Here is a 15,374-nt window from a genome sequence, read left to right on the forward strand (position 1 = left end):
ACTTGATCGTTCCCAAAAAGGGACCTATCGTTCCCTTTTTGGGACTCTTCGGTCGCTGCCATGCAAACCCTGCCCCTTAGCACTGCGCTATTCACCGTGACTCAGCAGAAAGTCTTGGGTTTGCTCTTTGGCAAGCCCGACCATAGCTTCTTCACCAATGAAATCGCCCGCTGGGCAAAGGTGGGCAAGGGCAGCCTGACCCGCGAGCTGGAGCGTTTGCAGTTGGCAGGCATCCTGACGGTGACGCGCCAGGGCAACCAAACCCACTACCAGGCCAACCCGCAGTGCCCCGTTTACTCGGAGCTGTTGGCCATCGTGCGCAAGACCCTGAGCCTGGATGAGCCATTGCGCAACGCACTGGCTCCATTTGCCACGCAACTGAAGTGGGCATTTATCTACGGTTCCATCGCCAAGGGCGAGGCGCACTCATCCAGTGACATAGATCTGATGCTGATCGGCGAAAGCCTCAACTACAGTGAAGTCATGGAGCAGCTCATGCCGCTGGAAGAGCAACTGGGCCGCACCATCAACCCGACGCTCTATACCCCCGAAGACTGGATCGGCAAATGGAATGCCGGTCATAGTTTTGTGCAGCGGGTGGCGGAGCAGGACAAGATCAACCTGATTGGGGAAAACCCCGTGGAGTCCAAGGATGGACAGCAAGGCAAACCTGGAGAACCTGCAACGTAGTGGTGGCTTGAAGGCTGAGCCGCCGGATCGCACGGAATGTGATGGGTTGATGCGCTCTGCCCGTGATCGATTGAAGGACGCCAAAACCCCGCAATTATCTTTCGCCAGCCGTTTTGATTTGGCTTACAACGCGGCCCACGCAATCGCCCTCACAGCCTTGCGCTTGCACGGCTATCGCTCGGACAAGCGCTATCTGGTGTTCCAATGCCTGCTTCATACCACCGCAGCCAACAAGGTTCAGGTAAGACTGTTTGCGCTATGCCACGAGCGCCGCAACCTGGCGGAATATGAAGGGTATATGGATGAGGATGAGGGGTTGTTGGAGCAACTGATTGCGCATACTCAAGCGCTATTGAAGGAGGTCGAACAGTGGGTGACTAACCAGAAATAGCGGCTTGGGTGATGAAGCGAGATCAGTCCCAAAAAGGGACTGATCGTTCCCATTTGGGGACTTCTGCGCACGTTCTCCCGAACAGCGCTGAGCAAATGTGGGAGCGGGCTTGCTCGCGAATGCGGTGTGTCAGTACCCGATTTATCAACTGACCCACCGCATTCGCGAGCAAGCCCGCTCCCACATTTGAACTGTGTTGAGCCCGAGCCTCAGCATTTGCTAATTAACCATTACTCCAATCGTAACGGTTCACCGCCCAGCTTGATTGATGCCCCCCCAATACCCTCCTAAGGTACAGCCCACGACAGCAAATCCCGTGGAGCGACCATGACAACAACAACTTCCCCCGACTCGCGCTGGACGCGGCGGCGCGATGAGAAGCAGCGCCGCCTCGCATTGGTGCGATCCTTCGCCGATGGCGCCGTGCTCCCCAGCGAGCGCATTGTCGAAGCCCTGGAAGCCCTGATCCTCCCCGGCGACCGCGTGGTGCTGGAGGGCAACAACCAGAAGCAGGCCGATTTCCTCTCGCGCTCCCTGGCCAAGGCCGACCCCGCCAAGCTCCACGACCTGCACATGATCATGCCCAGCGTCGGCCGCTCCGAGCACCTGGACCTGTTTGAAAAGGGCATCGCCCGCAAGCTGGATTTCTCCTTCGCCGGCACCCAGTCCCTGCGCATCAGCCAATTGCTGGAAGACGGCCTGCTGGAAATTGGCGCGATTCATACCTACATCGAACTCTACGCGCGGCTGGTGGTGGACCTGATCCCCAACGTGGTCCTGTCGGCCGGCTTCATGGCCGACCGCGCCGGCAATATCTACACCGGCCCGAGCACCGAAGACACACCCGCGCTGATCGAGCCGGCCGCCTTCAGCGATGGCATCGTCATCGTCCAGGTCAACCAACTGGTGGATGACGTCACCGACCTGCCGCGCGTCGACATCCCCGCGAGCTGGGTCGATTTCGTGGTGGTCGCTGACAAGCCCTTCTACATCGAACCGCTGTTCACCCGCGACCCACGCCACATCAAGCCCGTGCATGTGTTGATGGCGATGATGGCGATCCGCGGCATCTACGAAAAACACAACGTTCAATCGCTGAACCACGGCATCGGTTTCAACACTGCCGCCATCGAATTGATCCTGCCGACCTACGGTGAATCCCTGGGCCTGAAGGGCAAGATCTGTCGCAACTGGACGCTCAACCCGCACCCAACCTTGATCCCGGCCATCGAAAGCGGCTGGGTGGAAAGCGTGCATTGCTTCGGCACCGAACTGGGCATGGAAAACTACATCGCCGCTCGCCCGGATGTGTTCTTCACCGGCCGCGACGGCTCGCTGCGTTCCAACCGGATGTTCTGCCAACTGGCCGGCCAGTACGCGGTGGACCTGTTTATCGGCGCCACCTTGCAGGTCGATGGCGACGGTCATTCCTCCACCGTTACCCGTGGCCGCCTTGCCGGTTTTGGCGGCGCACCGAACATGGGCCACGACCCGCGCGGTCGCCGCCATGGCACACCCGCCTGGCTCGACATGCGCCACGACGACGCTCCCGAGGCCTTGCTCGAACGCGGCAAAAAGCTCGTGGTGCAGATGGTCGAGACCTTCCAGGAAGGCGGCAAACCCACCTTTGTCGAAACCCTCGACGCGGTGGAAGTCGCCCGCAAAAGCGGCATGCCCCTGGCGCCGATCATGATCTACGGCGACGACGTCACGCACCTGCTCACCGAAGAAGGCATCGCCTACCTGTACAAGGCCCGTTCCCTGGAAGAGCGCCAGGCGATGATCGCCGCCGTGGCCGGGGTGACCGCCATCGGCTTGCGCCACAACCCCAAGGACACCGCACGCATGCGTCGCGAAGGCTTGATTGCGCTGCCCGAAGACCTCGGCATCCGCCGCACCGATGCCACCCGCGAGCTGCTGGCCGCCAAGAGCGTGGCCGATCTGGTGGAGTGGTCCGGTGGCTTGTACAACCCGCCCGCCAAGTTCAGGAGCTGGTAAATGCACGCACTCAAACTGCACGACCTGACGCTGGCCGAACGCCTGGCCGACATGGCCGTCGACGCGTTGATCGATGAGGCGGACCTGTCGCCGAAACCCGCCCTGGTAGACCGTCGCGGCAACGGCGCCCATACCGATTTGCACCTCGGCTTGATGCACGCCTCGGCGCTGTCGCTGTGGCCGGCGTTCAAGGAAATGGCCGAGGCCGCTGTCGAATTTGGCGAAGTCGGTTTGCCCCTGCGTGAAGCCCTCGGGCGCATCGGTCGCGAAGGTGAACAGGCGATGCTCGTCACCACCAGCGGCGTAAATACCCATCGCGGCGCGATCTGGGCGCTCGGCCTGTTAGTCGCCGCCGCCGCACTGCAACCGGAATCCTGCACTGCCAGCGCGGTGACGTTGCGCGCCGCCCGCCTGGCCTTGCTCAACGACCGTTACGCACCGCAACCGCTGAGCCACGGCGCCCAGGTCGCACAACGCTACGGCGCACGCGGTGCTCGCGAAGAGGCGCAACTGGGCTTCCCGTCGGTGCTGCAACGCGGCCTGCCCCAACTGAAGAAAAGCCGCCTGCAGCAACACGGCGAACAGAACGCGCGCCTCGACGCCTTGCTGGCGATCATGACCGACCTGGCCGACACCTGCGTGCTCTACCGCGCCGGTCCTGAAGGCTTGCAGGCCATGCAGCAGGGCGCCCAAGCCGTACTGGACGCCGGCGGCAGCGCAAGCCTCGCCGGCCGCCGCCAACTGCATGAGCTGGACCAGCAACTGCTGGCGCTGAATGCCTCCCCCGGTGGCGCCGCCGACCTGTTGGCCGCCTGCCTGTTTATCGACCGCCTCGACGGAGCGCTGTGATGGAAACCTTATCCTTTGAATTCCCCGCCGGGCAGCCCGCAAAGGGCCGCGCGCTGGTAGGTTGCGTCGGCTCCGGCGACCTCGAAGTGCTGCTGGAACCGGGCACCGCCGGCACCCTGACGATTCAGGTGCAAACCTCGGTCAATGGTGCGCAGCTACGTTGGCAGCACCTGTTTGAACGGATCTTCCAGGAGCAGACGCCCCCTGCATTGAACATCGATATCCACGACTTTGGCGCCACACCCGGCGTGGTGCGCTTGCGCCTGGAGCAGGGCTTCGAGGAGATCGGTCATGACTGACTTGCTCAACAAACACAGCTTCGTCGAACTCGGCGCCCGGCAGCGGGCCAAGGCCTTGCTCGATGCGGGCAGCTATCGCGAATTGATCGATCCGTTCCAGCGCGTCATGTCGCCATGGCTGAGTCGCCAGGGCGTGGTGCCGCAGGCAGATGACGGCGTGGTGATCGCCAAGGGCAGCATCGCCGGCTTGCCGGTGGTCATCGCGGCCATCGAAGGCAATTTCCAGGGCGGCAGTCTCGGTGAAGTCGGCGGCGCAAAGATGGCCGGTGCACTGGAGTTGGCTGCTGAAGACAACCGCAACGGTATCCCTACTCGCGCGATCCTGCTGCTGGAAACCGGCGGCGTGCGCTTGCAGGAAGCCAACCTGGGCTTGGCTGCCATCGCCGATATCCATGCGGCGATTGTCGACCTGCGCCAGTACCAGCCGGTGATCGGCGTGGTGGCGGGCAGCGTCGGTTGCTTTGGCGGCATGTCCATCGCTGCAGGCTTGTGCAGTTATCTGCTGGTGACCCGTGAGGCGCGCCTTGGCCTGAACGGCCCGCAGGTGATCGAGCAGGAAGCCGGCCTTGAAGAATACGACTCCCGTGACCGGCCCTTCATCTGGAGCCTGACCGGCGGTGAGCAACGCTTTAACAGCGGCTTGGCCGACCGGTATGTGGCCGACGACGTGGTGCAGATTCAGCAGCAGATCACTGAGCTGCTGCAACAAGGCTTGCCGGAAAACCAGCGCAGCCGTCAGGTTGATCACTATCTGGAACGCCTGGCCGCACTCAACGCCGAACCGCAAATCGACCCGGCGACGGTTCGCGATCTGTATCAGGGAGAACACTCATGAGAGGTTTGCAGTGGTTCAACGCATTGAGCGGCGACGCAGCGCCAGTGAGCGGTTTGCCGAACTCGCTGAAAGTTGCCGACGGTGTGCTCGGTGATCAGCCAGTGCGCTTTATCGCGGTGGTCACCGACCCGCAAAACCGCTTCCCTCGCGCTCGCAACGGTGAAGTCGGTTTGCTGGAAGGCTGGGGCTTGGCCAAGGCGGTTGATGAGGCGATCAACACCGGCGACAAGCGTCCGCTGATTGCCATCGTGGATGTGCCGAGCCAGGCCTACGGTCGTCGCGAAGAGGCGTTGGGCATTCACCAGGCATTGGCCGCCGCTGCCGACAGCTACGCCCGTGCCCGCCTGGCCGGTCACCCGGTGATCGCGCTGCTGGTGGGCAAGGCGATGTCCGGCGCCTTCCTCGCCCATGGTTACCAGGCCAACCGCCTGATTGCCCTGCGCGACCCCGGCGTGATGGTGCATGCCATGGGCAAGGCTTCGGCGGCGCGGGTAACCCTGCGCAGTGTTGAAGAGCTGGAAACCCTGGCTGCCAGCGTGCCGCCGATGGCCTATGACATCGACAGCTATGCCAGCCTCGGCTTGCTCTGGGAGACCTTGTCGGTCAGCCAGATCGAGCAGCCCACCACCGAAGATGTGGCGCGGGTCAGCGATTGCCTGGTGCAGGCGATCAAGGATGTGCAGGCCGGCGGTCGGGACCTGAGCGGTCGCCTGGGCGCCACTAACCGCGCTGCCTCCAGCCACGTGCGCCAACTGCTGCGGGAGCAATGGTGAACGCTCACGACTTGCTCTGGGGCATGACCCCGGCGCATGCGCCCGCTGATGCGCCGGCCTGGGTGCTGGAAGCATTGGCCGCTGGGCATCCGGTGGTGGTGCGCCGGGCGATTGCGCCGCCGGGCCAGGTAGCGGTGGGGGTACGCGGGCGCTTGCGCGAGCAGCGCTTCGCCGCCGTGATGCCGATGGCGGCCGTGCAGCGGCGCGTGGTGCCGGAAGACCTGCGCGGTGTGATCTCGCCAAGGGATTTGCCGGCGTTGCAGGCCCTCGCTCAGTTGCGACCGGTGCTGGCGGGAGAGAGTTGGGGCGTCACCGGCAGTGCGGGTTTCGAGTTGGCCAGCGGCGTCGAAGCGCTGCATGCCAAGAGCGATCTGGATTTGATTCTGCGCACGCCCGAGCGGCTTGAACGCAGCGATGCAGAGGACCTGCTGGCGATACTGGATACGGCGGTGTGCGCCGTGGACCTGCAACTGCAAACGCCTTTTGGCGCGGTCGCGTTGCGTGAATGGGCCGGTGGTTCGCGTCGCGTGCTGCTGAAGAACGCCAGCGGCGCGCAGTTGGTGCTCGATCCTTGGCAGGCCGTGGCATGAGTAGCCTCCTGGCATTCCCGGGGCAGGGCGCCCAGCGTCCCGGCATGCTCCAGCAACTGCCGCGTGCGGTGCTGGACGAAGCCAGTGCTGCCCTCAATGAGGATGTACTTACCCTGGATTCTGCCGAAGCGCTGGCCTCGACCCGTGCCGTGCAGCTCTGCCTGTTGATTGCCGGTGTGGCCAGTGCGCGTTTGCTGGAACACACCCCCGATTACGTCGCCGGCCTGTCCATTGGGGCCTATCCGGCCGCCGTGATCGCCGGCTCGCTGGACTTTGCCGACGCGTTGAAACTCGTCAGCCTGCGCGGCGAATTGATGCAACACGCGTATCCCCACGGCTACGGCATGACCGCCCTTATCGGCCCGGACCTGTCCACCGTCGAAGCCTTGCTTGCTCAGGTCCACAGCCCGCAAACCCCGGTTTACCTGGCCAATATCAATGCCGACAACCAGACGGTCATCGCCGGCAGCGATGAGGCCATGAAGGCGGTCGCCAATCTGGTGCGCGGCAACGGCGTCGCCAAACGCCTGGCCGTCAGCGTGCCGTCTCATTGCGTACTGCTGGAAAAACCCGCCGAGGCCCTGGCCGAAGCATTCGCCCAAGTGACACTGAAACCGCCGAGCATCACTTACCTGAGCAGCACCCGCGCCCGGCCGATCCACAACACCGAACACCTGCGCGACGACCTCGCCTTCAACATGTGCCGCATCGTCGACTGGCGCGGCACCGTGCAAAGCGCCTTCGAGCGCGGTGTGCGCCTGCATATCGAACTGCCTCCCGGCGCCGTGCTTACAGGCCTTGCGCGCCGGGTGTTCGAGCAAGGCACCGTCATCGCCTTCGAAGGCGCCCGCCTGGACACCTTGCAGGCCTTGCTGCGAGAGGAGGGAAACCATCACCGATAGAGCTCCACCAAGGCTGATGCTGGTCGGTCAAGAGATAGAGCGGGTCACCCATGACCTGTGGCGAGGGAGCTTGCTCCCGTTGGAGTGTGCAGCGCTCCGAGGATTTCAGGGCCGCTACGCAGCCCAACGGGAGCAAGCTCCCTCGCCACAGGTACGGTATTCATCTTTATCGGATCGGCATTGCCGCCCAAGGCTTTCGAAGCACAAAAACAACAATTTCGATGAAGCACTTTGAGGACAACCATCATGATTATTTACGGTGTGGCGTTGCTGGCGATCTGCATGTTGGCCGGCGTGATTCTGGGCGACATGCTCGGCGTGTTGCTGGGAGTCAAATCCAACGTGGGCGGGGTGGGGATCGCGATGATCCTGCTGATCTGCGCACGGTTGTGGATGCACAAACACGGCGGCATGACCAAGGAATGCGAGATGGGTGTCGGCTTCTGGGGTGCCATGTACATCCCGGTGGTGGTGGCGATGGCGGCGCAACAGAACGTGGTGACCGCGCTGCACGGCGGCCCGGTGGCGGTGCTGGCGGCGATTGGTTCGGTGGTGGTGTGCGGTTGCACGATTGCCTTGATCAGCCGTACGCACAAAGGCGAACCGTTGCCCGATGAAGAGCCGCTGATCGCGGTTGCACCTGTCGCGGGAGGTCGCTGATATGTGGGAACTCATCGAGAAAGGCCTGGCAAATAACGGCTTGGTCACCGCCTTTGCATTTGTTGGCGTGGTGATGTGGATTTCGGTGGTGCTGTCCAAGCGCCTGACCTTCGGGCGCATCCACGGCTCAGCCATCGCGATTGTGATCGGGCTGGTGCTGGCCTGGGTGGGCGGCACCTTGACCGGCGGGCAGAAAGGCCTGGCGGACGTGGCGCTGTTTTCCGGGATCGGCTTGATGGGCGGCGCCATGCTGCGGGACTTTGCCATCGTGGCCACGGCGTTTGAAGTACAGGCCACCGAGGCGCGCAAGGCCGGCTTGATTGGTGCGATTGCCTTGCTGCTGGGCACGGTGCTGCCGTTTATTGTGGGCGCGAGTATCGCCTGGGCGTTTGGTTATCGCGATGCGATCAGCATGACCACCATCGGCGCGGGCGCGGTGACGTACATCGTCGGGCCGGTGACCGGGGCGGCGTTGGGTGCAAGCTCGGATGTGGTGGCGCTGTCCATTGCGACTGGGTTGATCAAGGCGATCCTGGTGATGGTGGGCACGCCCATGGCGGCACGCTGGATGGGCCTGGATAACCCGCGCTCGGCGATGGTGTTCGGTGGTTTGGCCGGTACGGTGAGCGGCGTGACGGCAGGCCTGGCGGCGACGGACCGGCGGCTGGTGCCGTATGGCGCACTGACCGCCACCTTTCACACCGGGCTTGGGTGTTTGCTGGGGCCGTCGGTGGTGTACTTCATCGTGCGCGGGATCGTCGGCTGACCCGAGAGGTGTCGACCGCTTTTGTGGCGAGGGAGCTTGCTCCCGCTGGAGCGCGAAGCGGTCCCAATGCATTCTTCCTGAAACAACGCGGGCGCTGATTTTACGACTGCTGCGCAGCCGAGCGGGAGCAAGCTCCCTCGCCACAGGGGATCATTGTCAGGTTTGGCGGTTCGCATACATCCGGCACTCCGCCAACAGCGCGAGCAGGTTCGGGTCGCGCTCCTTGGCTTTCAGAAACACCACGCCAATGTGCTGCTGCAAACGGTAGCGCGGTTGCAGGGGAATCAGCTTCACTCGGTTCTCGTACACCGCCGCAATCCGTCCCGGCAGCAGCGCATAACCCACGCCCGAACTGACCATGCTCAGCAGGGTGAAGATGTCGTTGACCTGCATCGCCACCTTCGGCTCGAACCCCGCCTGCTTGAATACGCGGTTGCCATCCTGGTGGGTGGCGAAGCCTTGGGTGAGGGTGATGAAGGTGGCGTCGCGCACGTCCGCCAGGTCGATTTCCTGCTCGCGGTCGAAGGGTGAATCGGCCGGGGTGGCGAGGAAGATGTCGTCGGAAAACAGCGCGATCTGCTCGCAGTCCGGATCGTTGGCGTGCTCGTCGAGGGAGATCAGGATCGCGTCGACTTCCATGTTCTTCAGCTTGTACAGCAGGTCGAAATTGGAGCCGAGGATCAGGTCGATATTCAGCTCGCTGCGGCGAATCTTCAGCCCCATGATCAACTGCGGCACGGTCTTCACCGTCAGCGAATACAGCGAGCCCAGCTTGAAGCGCTCGGCGGAAAAGCCGGCGGCCTCGCGGGTCACCCGCACGCTGTCGACCACATCCTGCACCAGCTTCTGCGCACGCTCTTCCAGCACATAGGCGCTTTCCAGCGGCGTGAGGTTGCGCCCTTCGTGCTTGAACAGCGGGCAGCGCAGGGCGTTTTCCAGGGAGTGGATCGCCCGGTGCACGCTGACGTTGCTGGTCTGCAATTCAGCCGCCGCCCGCGCCAGGTTGCCGGTGCGCATGAACGCCAGGAAGATTTCCAGCTTCTTGAGGGTGAACTCTTCGTCGATCAGCATGGGCGTGACTCTTGTTCGAATGCCGTCGATTGTGCCCCTAAAACCAGTTCACTCCCAGCCATGCGCTGCACAGGCCCAACACCACGCCGAGGATGATCAGCCAGATCGCGTTGAGCCTTGTGTAATACACCACGGCAGCGCTGGCCAGGGTCAGTACCAGGCTGGTGGCGTTGTTTTCCAGGCTGTTCATCAGGATGTAGCTGGCGGCCAGGATCAGCCCGATGGAGATCGGCAGCAGGCTGCCTTTGACCCGCTGCACCCACGGGGTTTTGCTGTGTTTTTCCAGCCAGCCGGCGCCGAGGTAGGTGAGTACCGAGCAGGGCACCAGCTTGGCGGTCAGGGCCACCAGAGCGCCGGGCAGCCCGGCGGCTTGCTGGCCGATAAATACCAGGAACATGCCATTGGGCCCCGGCAAGGCCTGGGACAAGGCGAAGAAGGCGACGAACTGGGCGTCGGTGATCCAGTTCATGTCGGTGACGGTGTAGCGATGGATATCGCTCAGGGCCACGGTGTTGCCGCCAATCGCCATCAGCGACCACAGCGCGCATTGGATCATCAGGTGAAACAGCACGCTCTGCATCAGCCGGCCACCTTCTGCTTGCCCATGAAGCTCAAGGCCAACGAGCTGGGAATGCAGATCAGCAAGACCATCCACAACGGCAGCACCAGCACCGCCATCAACACGAAGGTCAGGACGAACGCGCTGTAATTCGCCAGGGTTCGCGGCATAGCCTTGAGCAGGCGCAGAGTGGTGCCGAGCATCAGCCCGGTGGCGATCGGCATCACCGCGCCGAAGATCTGCTGCACCACGTCATGGCTCCACCATTTGGCATAGGCGAAGCCGGCCAGCACGGTGATCAGCGAGGGGAACAGATACAAGCCGACCACGGTCACAACCGCACCCGGCAAACCGTGCAGGCGCCGACCGTAGATGATGCCGACGTTGGCGATATTCGGCCCGGGAAAGAATTGGCCGGTGGTGAGCAACTCGTTGAAGCCTTGTTCGCTGACCCACTGCCGGCGGTCGACCATCATCTGCCGCGCCCAGGGCATCACGCCGCCAAAGCCGAACAGGCCGACCATGGCGAAGTTGTAAAACAACTGCCACAGACTCGGGTGGGGCTGGGCAGGTTCGAGGTCAGGCATGGGCGTTACCGATGAGGGGCTTTTATGTAGGAGCTGGCTTGCCTGCGATAGCGGTGGGTCAGACATGCATCTGCTGCTGATACACCGCTATCGCCGGCAAGCCAGCTCCCACAGGATGAAGCGAATCATCCATCGGCATGTGTATTTGGGCAAATGAAGAAAGGTTGTTACCTGATGTTGGATGGGTGACGTCAGAATGGTCGAGGTGATAACCGTTATTCGAGGTGAGTGACACATGTATCACGGGGAACGATTCAACGCCTGGAGCCACTTGCTCGGGGCGGTTGCGGCTTTTGTGGGTGCGGTATGGATGTTGGTGGTGGCCAGTATGGACGGCAGCCCCTGGAAGATTGTCAGCGTAGCGATCTACGGTTTCACATTGCTGGTGTTGTACAGCGCGTCCACCGTTTACCACAGCGTGCGCGGGCGCAAGAAAGCGATCATGCAGAAGGTCGATCACTTTTCGATCTACCTGCTGATCGCAGGCAGTTACACGCCGTTTTGCCTGGTGACGTTGCGCGGGCCGTGGGGCTGGACGCTGTTCGGGATTGTGTGGGGGCTGGCGGTGATCGGCATCCTGCAGGAGATCAAGCCACGCTCCGAGGCGCGGATTTTGTCGATCGTGATCTATGCGGTGATGGGCTGGATCGTGCTGGTGGCGGTCAAGCCGCTGATTGCTGCGCTGGGGCCTACCGGGTTTGCCTGGCTGGCGTCGGGCGGGGTGCTGTACACCGTGGGCATTATTTTCTTTGCCCTGGAGGACCGCTTGCGGCACTCCCACGGGATCTGGCATTTGTTCGTGATTGGCGGCAGCCTGCTGCATTTCGTGGCGATCATGGGGTACGTGTTATAGCCGGTCCAATTGCTCCTGGGCCCGGCTGCCGAAGATCTCCAACAGGCTCGCCAGCATATGCGGCGGCGGTTCGTCGGCGCGGGTCAGGGCGTACAAGGTGATTGGCAGCGGCGGCGCAAGGGGGCGAATGCAAGTAGTGGCCGGTGATGCGCCGAGGGCGGTGAACGGATCAATCACCGCCAGCCCGGCGCCGGATTCGACCATGGCCCTGGCCAGGGAATAGGTCTGCACCGCGATGCTGACCCGTGGCGGCGGGTCGACCGCTTCCAGGTAGCTGTCCAGCTTCGCCGACAACGGGTCGGCGCTGGACAGGCCAATCAACGGCGCGCCCGCCAGGGCCATCAGCGGCAACGGTTTGCCCAGCTCGTTTTCCTTCCAGTAACCCTGCGGCGCCAGCGCCACCAGCACGCCGTGGGCCAACGGCTGGGCGTTCAGCCCTGGGTGATCGGGCGGTTGCAGGGTCAGCGCCACGTCGACCTCACGCATCAACAGGTTTTGCACCAGCTCGCGGCTGTGGGCGCTGGACAGCTCGCAGGCGATGTCCGGGTAGCGTTGGGTCCATTCGCGGATGGCCGGCGGCAGCAACGACAAGGCCAGCGCGGGTGTTGCGCCGATACGCAGGCTCTGGCCCGGCTCGCGGCGCAGGTTCTGCGCCAGGCGCCGCACGCCTTGCAGGCTTTCGGTCACCTTGTCGACTTCGCGCTCCAGCGCCAGCGCTTCCGGGGTTGGCTGCAGCTTGCCGCGTATACGCAGGAACAGCGGGAACCCCAACTGCAACTCGGCGTGCTGCAGCACATTGCTCACCGCCGGCTGCGAGACATGCAGCAACTGGGCGGCGGCGCTGATGGAACCGGTCTGGCGGATGGCCTGGAAGATTTCGATATGACGCAAGCGCATGGGCAGTCCATAACCTTTGTTTATGGGTGACCCATCTTTATTCATTGTCCCGCCGCTGTCACCTGCCTCTAACCTTCAAGCCTGACATCGCACGGTTAAGGGACGCACATGGCTCAGCAGGTTTGCATTATCGGTGGCGGGGTTATCGGCCTGGCGAGTGCCTACGCGCTGGTGCGTGCCGGCATGCAGGTGACGGTGGTCGAAGCCCGGGAAACCCTGGGCAGCGAGACCAGCTTCGCCAACGGCGGGCAACTGTCCTACCGCTATGTCGCGCCGTTGGCCGACAAGGGCGTACCGTTGCAAGCCATCGGCTGGATGCTGCGCGGTGACTCGCCGCTGAAGCTGCGCCCGCGCATGGACCCGGCGCAGTGGCGCTGGATGGCCTCGTTCCTGGGCGCCTGCCGTGGCTCGGTGAACCAGCGCAATGCAGCCCACCTGCTGCGCCTGGCGTCCTTGAGCCAGGGCACCCTGCAACGCTGGCGTGAAGAAGACCAACTGGGCGGTTTCCATTGGCGGCGCAACGGCAAGCTGGTGACCTTTCGCAGCCTCGACAGCTATGAACGCGCCTTGAATAAAGTGACCGACCCGCTGCAACAGCAAGTGCTCTCGGCGGCGGACTGCGCACGGCTGGAACCGACCCTGGACAGCGCCAGTTTTGCCGGCGGCATCTATACGCCCAATGAAGAGGTCGGCGACTGCCATGGGTTCTGCCAACAACTGGCGGCGCGCCTTGAAGCGTCGGGGCGTTGCACGTTCCTGTTGGGGCGCAAGGTGACGGCGATTCGTCACCGCGCAGGCGCCGTGCAGGCTATCGAAATGGGCAGTGAAGTCTTGCCGGTGCAGCACCTGGTGCTGGCCGCCGGGCACCGCAGCCCCGAGCTGGCCTTGCCGGGGATGTCGTTGCCGCTGTATCCCCTCAAGGGTTACAGCCTGAGCGTGCCGATTGGCGCGCAGCATCAGGCGCCGAACATCAGCATCACCGATTACGACCGCAAGATCGTCTACGCGCGCATCGGTGAGCAACTGCGGGTGGCGGCGATGGTGGATATTGTCGGCTTCGACACCCGCCTGGAACCCAAGCGCCTGGCGCTGATTAAACGCCAGGCACTTGAGACGTTCCCGCTGGCCGGTGACTACCAGCACGCGGTCGAATGGGCCGGTATGCGCCCGGCCACGCCGACCGGCGTGCCGTTGATTGGTGCCAGCGCCTACAGCAACCTGTGGCTTAACCTCGGCCACGGCGCCCTCGGGTTTACCCTGGCTTGCGGCAGCGGCCAGGTACTGGCCGAGTTGATTGGCCGGCACACCACTTCCATTGATATGCAGGGCTTCGCGCCCCGAGCCGCTTGAGGATATTTCGATGACCATCACCCGAATCAACAGCAACAGCCGCTTGTCTGGCGCCGTGGTGTTTCAGGACCTGGTGTTTTTGTCCGGCCAGGTGCCGGGCGAAGGCCGCGATGTGAAGACCCAGACCGAACAGGTGCTGGCCAGGATTGATGCGCTGCTGGCCGAGGCCGGCAGCGACAAGGATCATCTGCTGAATGCGACCATCTACCTGAACAATATCCAGGAGGGTTTTGCGCCGATGAATGAAGTCTGGTCCGCCTGGCTATCGCCGGGGCAGGCACCGACGCGTACCACGTTGCAGGCGCAGTTGGCGCGACCGGACGTGCTGGTCGAGATCAGTGTCATTGCAGTGCGCCGTACCTGAACCTTTAACCACCAACGGAGAATAACAATGCAAAAAATCACGTTGATCGGCTGCACCCTGGGGCTGTTGTTGGGGGCTCAGGCCCATGCCACCGAGGCCCCCTTGGACGGCACGCTGAGCAAGATCGCCAACGCCAGGAGCATCACCCTCGGCTATCGCGATGCCTCAGTGCCGTTTTCCTATGTGGGGGATCACAGCGGCAAGCCCATGGGTTATTCGGTGGAGCTGGCGAACAAGATCGTCGAGCGTATCCAGCAGAAAACCGGTGTGCCGAAGCTCAACGTGAAGTACAACCTGGTGACTTCCCAGACCCGCATAGCCCTGGTGCAAAACGGCACCGTGGACCTGGAATGCGGTTCCACCGGCGTGACCGCCGAGCGGCAGAAGCAGGTGGCGTTTTCCTACGGGTTTATCTACGTGAAGGGCCAGTTGCTGACCGCCAACGACAGCGGCATCAAAAGCTTCGCCGACCTGCAAGGCAAGAACGTGGTAACCACCGCCGGCACCACCAACGAGCGGTTCCTCAAGAGCTACAACGTTGATCACAAACTGAACATGTCGGTGATCAGCGCCAAGGACCACGGCGAAGCCTTCCAGATGCTGCAATCCGGACGGGCGGCGGCGTTTTACATGGATGACGCGTTGCTCTACGGGGAGCGCGCCAAGGCCAGGGACCCGCACAAGTGGGTGGTGGTTGGGGAAGAACAGTCGCGGGAAATCTACAGCTGCATGGTGCGCAAGGACGACCCGCAGTTTCTCGCGGTGGTCAATGAGACCCTGGCCGGGTTGTACAGCTCGGGGGAGATCAACGGGATTTACCAGCGTTGGTTTGAGCAGCCGATCCCGCCCAAGGGCTTGAACCTGGAATTCCCGATGACCAGTGAGCTGAAGGCGATTATTGCGACGCCTGTGAGTGACCCGGTGGAGTAGCGGAGTGCAA

The 15,374-nt window shown here is 62.9% G+C and carries 19 protein-coding genes; 15 read left to right on the forward strand and 4 right to left on the reverse strand.

The window, feature by feature from the left end:
* The first annotated feature begins 60 nt into the window (after nucleotides 1-60).
* From HX805_RS03920 to madM, 11 genes are all read left to right on the forward strand, one after another.
* Nucleotides 61-690, forward strand: coding sequence for a nucleotidyltransferase domain-containing protein (locus tag HX805_RS03920; protein ID WP_003216798.1), 630 nt, complete (start codon nucleotides 61-63; stop codon nucleotides 688-690).
* Nucleotides 653-1,081 carry a hypothetical protein gene (locus tag HX805_RS03925; protein ID WP_003216800.1) on the forward strand — a complete coding sequence of 143 codons (429 nt, stop codon included), beginning with the start codon at nucleotides 653-655 and terminating at the stop codon, nucleotides 1,079-1,081. The genes HX805_RS03920 and HX805_RS03925 overlap by 38 nt, the downstream gene beginning before the upstream one ends.
* A gap of 327 nt (nucleotides 1,082-1,408) precedes the next feature.
* Nucleotides 1,409-3,079, forward strand: coding sequence for a malonate decarboxylase subunit alpha (mdcA, locus tag HX805_RS03930; protein ID WP_023659312.1), 1,671 nt, complete (start codon nucleotides 1,409-1,411; stop codon nucleotides 3,077-3,079).
* Complete coding sequence (locus tag HX805_RS03935) at nucleotides 3,080-3,928, forward strand: triphosphoribosyl-dephospho-CoA synthase (RefSeq protein WP_008434131.1); 849 nt, start codon at nucleotides 3,080-3,082, stop codon at nucleotides 3,926-3,928.
* Nucleotides 3,928-4,227 carry a malonate decarboxylase subunit delta gene (locus HX805_RS03940; protein ID WP_003216806.1) on the forward strand — a complete coding sequence of 100 codons (300 nt, stop codon included), beginning with the start codon at nucleotides 3,928-3,930 and terminating at the stop codon, nucleotides 4,225-4,227. The genes HX805_RS03935 and HX805_RS03940 overlap by 1 nt, the downstream gene beginning before the upstream one ends.
* Nucleotides 4,220-5,062 carry a biotin-independent malonate decarboxylase subunit beta gene (locus tag HX805_RS03945; RefSeq protein ID WP_008434127.1) on the forward strand — a complete coding sequence of 281 codons (843 nt, stop codon included), beginning with the start codon at nucleotides 4,220-4,222 and terminating at the stop codon, nucleotides 5,060-5,062. Before HX805_RS03940 ends, HX805_RS03945 begins: the two co-directional genes overlap by 8 nt.
* Nucleotides 5,059-5,835, forward strand: a complete 777-nt coding sequence (gene mdcE, locus HX805_RS03950; RefSeq protein WP_177009101.1) for a biotin-independent malonate decarboxylase subunit gamma — start codon at nucleotides 5,059-5,061, stop codon at nucleotides 5,833-5,835. The genes HX805_RS03945 and mdcE overlap by 4 nt, the downstream gene beginning before the upstream one ends.
* The gene (locus HX805_RS03955) at nucleotides 5,829-6,425 is read left to right on the forward strand and encodes a malonate decarboxylase holo-ACP synthase (RefSeq protein ID WP_177116620.1); all 597 of its coding nucleotides are present in this window, start codon (nucleotides 5,829-5,831) and stop codon (nucleotides 6,423-6,425) included. The genes mdcE and HX805_RS03955 overlap by 7 nt, the downstream gene beginning before the upstream one ends.
* The gene (gene mdcH, locus HX805_RS03960; RefSeq protein WP_003216814.1) at nucleotides 6,422-7,327 is read left to right on the forward strand and encodes a malonate decarboxylase subunit epsilon; all 906 of its coding nucleotides are present in this window, start codon (nucleotides 6,422-6,424) and stop codon (nucleotides 7,325-7,327) included. Before HX805_RS03955 ends, mdcH begins: the two co-directional genes overlap by 4 nt.
* 246 nt (nucleotides 7,328-7,573) lie before the next feature.
* Nucleotides 7,574-7,987, forward strand: a complete 414-nt coding sequence (gene madL, locus HX805_RS03965; RefSeq protein WP_102604131.1) for a malonate transporter subunit MadL — start codon at nucleotides 7,574-7,576, stop codon at nucleotides 7,985-7,987.
* A 1-nt stretch (nucleotide 7,988) separates the two neighbouring features.
* Nucleotides 7,989-8,753: a malonate transporter subunit MadM gene (madM, locus tag HX805_RS03970; protein WP_177116621.1), complete on the forward strand. Its 765-nt coding sequence runs from the start codon at nucleotides 7,989-7,991 to the stop codon at nucleotides 8,751-8,753.
* A gap of 156 nt (nucleotides 8,754-8,909) precedes the next feature.
* Here the strand turns inward: madM and HX805_RS03975 are convergent, their stop codons facing one another.
* Genes HX805_RS03975 through HX805_RS03985 form a run of 3 tightly spaced genes read right to left on the reverse strand, consistent with a single transcriptional unit; the run spans nucleotide 8,910 to nucleotide 10,970 of the window.
* On the reverse strand, nucleotides 8,910-9,824 hold the full coding sequence (locus HX805_RS03975; RefSeq protein WP_003216822.1) for a LysR substrate-binding domain-containing protein: 915 nt from the start codon (nucleotides 9,822-9,824) through the stop codon (nucleotides 8,910-8,912).
* Nucleotides 9,825-9,861: 37 nt separating this feature from the next.
* Nucleotides 9,862-10,404: a chromate transporter gene (locus tag HX805_RS03980; RefSeq protein WP_134327458.1), complete on the reverse strand. Its 543-nt coding sequence runs from the start codon at nucleotides 10,402-10,404 to the stop codon at nucleotides 9,862-9,864.
* Nucleotides 10,404-10,970: a chromate transporter gene (locus HX805_RS03985; protein WP_003216826.1), complete on the reverse strand. Its 567-nt coding sequence runs from the start codon at nucleotides 10,968-10,970 to the stop codon at nucleotides 10,404-10,406. Before HX805_RS03985 ends, HX805_RS03980 begins: the two co-directional genes overlap by 1 nt.
* A gap of 235 nt (nucleotides 10,971-11,205) precedes the next feature.
* Between HX805_RS03985 and HX805_RS03990 the strand changes: the two genes are divergently transcribed.
* On the forward strand, nucleotides 11,206-11,823 hold the full coding sequence (locus tag HX805_RS03990; RefSeq protein ID WP_017476494.1) for a hemolysin III family protein: 618 nt from the start codon (nucleotides 11,206-11,208) through the stop codon (nucleotides 11,821-11,823).
* On the opposite strand, the gene HX805_RS03995 is transcribed toward HX805_RS03990, so the two are convergent.
* Nucleotides 11,818-12,720 (reverse strand): LysR family transcriptional regulator, encoded by a 903-nt coding sequence (locus tag HX805_RS03995; protein ID WP_177116622.1) that lies wholly within the window; start codon nucleotides 12,718-12,720, stop codon nucleotides 11,818-11,820. The genes HX805_RS03990 and HX805_RS03995 overlap by 6 nt on opposite strands.
* A 108-nt stretch (nucleotides 12,721-12,828) precedes the next feature.
* Between HX805_RS03995 and HX805_RS04000 the strand changes: the two genes are divergently transcribed.
* The 3 genes from HX805_RS04000 to HX805_RS04010 are packed head-to-tail and all read left to right on the forward strand — an operon-like array spanning nucleotide 12,829 to nucleotide 15,364.
* Nucleotides 12,829-14,070, forward strand: a complete 1,242-nt coding sequence (locus HX805_RS04000) for a D-amino acid dehydrogenase (protein ID WP_177009104.1) — start codon at nucleotides 12,829-12,831, stop codon at nucleotides 14,068-14,070.
* 10 nt (nucleotides 14,071-14,080) lie between these two features.
* Nucleotides 14,081-14,434, forward strand: coding sequence for a RidA family protein (locus tag HX805_RS04005; protein ID WP_087693233.1), 354 nt, complete (start codon nucleotides 14,081-14,083; stop codon nucleotides 14,432-14,434).
* Nucleotides 14,435-14,461: 27 nt separating this feature from the next.
* Nucleotides 14,462-15,364 (forward strand): transporter substrate-binding domain-containing protein, encoded by a 903-nt coding sequence (locus HX805_RS04010; RefSeq protein ID WP_087693232.1) that lies wholly within the window; start codon nucleotides 14,462-14,464, stop codon nucleotides 15,362-15,364.
* Nucleotides 15,365-15,374 lie beyond the last annotated feature (10 nt).

The sequence above is a fragment of the Pseudomonas sp. G5001 genome (assembly GCF_013385475.1).
In the GTDB taxonomy this organism is placed as follows: Bacteria; Pseudomonadota; Gammaproteobacteria; order Pseudomonadales; family Pseudomonadaceae; genus Aquipseudomonas.

Excerpts from the sequence above, each read along its gene's own strand:
- madL (WP_102604131.1), top strand. The coding sequence starts at position 7,574 with ATGATTATTTACGGTGTGGCGTTGCTGGCGATCTGCATGTTGGCCGGC.
- HX805_RS03940 (WP_003216806.1), top strand. The coding sequence starts at position 3,928 with ATGGAAACCTTATCCTTTGAATTCCCCGCCGGGCAGCCCGCAAAGGGC.
- HX805_RS03945 (WP_008434127.1), top strand. The coding sequence starts at position 4,220 with ATGACTGACTTGCTCAACAAACACAGCTTCGTCGAACTCGGCGCCCGG.
- HX805_RS03925 (WP_003216800.1), top strand. The coding sequence starts at position 653 with ATGGACAGCAAGGCAAACCTGGAGAACCTGCAACGTAGTGGTGGCTTG.
- HX805_RS03980 (WP_134327458.1), bottom strand. The coding sequence starts at position 10,404 with ATGCAGAGCGTGCTGTTTCACCTGATGATCCAATGCGCGCTGTGGTCG.
- HX805_RS03985 (WP_003216826.1), bottom strand. The coding sequence starts at position 10,970 with ATGCCTGACCTCGAACCTGCCCAGCCCCACCCGAGTCTGTGGCAGTTG.
- madM (WP_177116621.1), top strand. The coding sequence starts at position 7,989 with ATGTGGGAACTCATCGAGAAAGGCCTGGCAAATAACGGCTTGGTCACC.
- HX805_RS04005 (WP_087693233.1), top strand. The coding sequence starts at position 14,081 with ATGACCATCACCCGAATCAACAGCAACAGCCGCTTGTCTGGCGCCGTG.
- mdcE (WP_177009101.1), top strand. The coding sequence starts at position 5,059 with ATGAGAGGTTTGCAGTGGTTCAACGCATTGAGCGGCGACGCAGCGCCA.
- HX805_RS04000 (WP_177009104.1), top strand. The coding sequence starts at position 12,829 with ATGGCTCAGCAGGTTTGCATTATCGGTGGCGGGGTTATCGGCCTGGCG.
- HX805_RS03990 (WP_017476494.1), top strand. The coding sequence starts at position 11,206 with ATGTATCACGGGGAACGATTCAACGCCTGGAGCCACTTGCTCGGGGCG.
- HX805_RS03955 (WP_177116620.1), top strand. The coding sequence starts at position 5,829 with ATGGTGAACGCTCACGACTTGCTCTGGGGCATGACCCCGGCGCATGCG.
- HX805_RS03935 (WP_008434131.1), top strand. The coding sequence starts at position 3,080 with ATGCACGCACTCAAACTGCACGACCTGACGCTGGCCGAACGCCTGGCC.
- mdcA (WP_023659312.1), top strand. The coding sequence starts at position 1,409 with ATGACAACAACAACTTCCCCCGACTCGCGCTGGACGCGGCGGCGCGAT.
- mdcH (WP_003216814.1), top strand. The coding sequence starts at position 6,422 with ATGAGTAGCCTCCTGGCATTCCCGGGGCAGGGCGCCCAGCGTCCCGGC.
- HX805_RS03975 (WP_003216822.1), bottom strand. The coding sequence starts at position 9,824 with ATGCTGATCGACGAAGAGTTCACCCTCAAGAAGCTGGAAATCTTCCTG.
- HX805_RS04010 (WP_087693232.1), top strand. The coding sequence starts at position 14,462 with ATGCAAAAAATCACGTTGATCGGCTGCACCCTGGGGCTGTTGTTGGGG.
- HX805_RS03920 (WP_003216798.1), top strand. The coding sequence starts at position 61 with ATGCAAACCCTGCCCCTTAGCACTGCGCTATTCACCGTGACTCAGCAG.
- HX805_RS03995 (WP_177116622.1), bottom strand. The coding sequence starts at position 12,720 with ATGCGCTTGCGTCATATCGAAATCTTCCAGGCCATCCGCCAGACCGGT.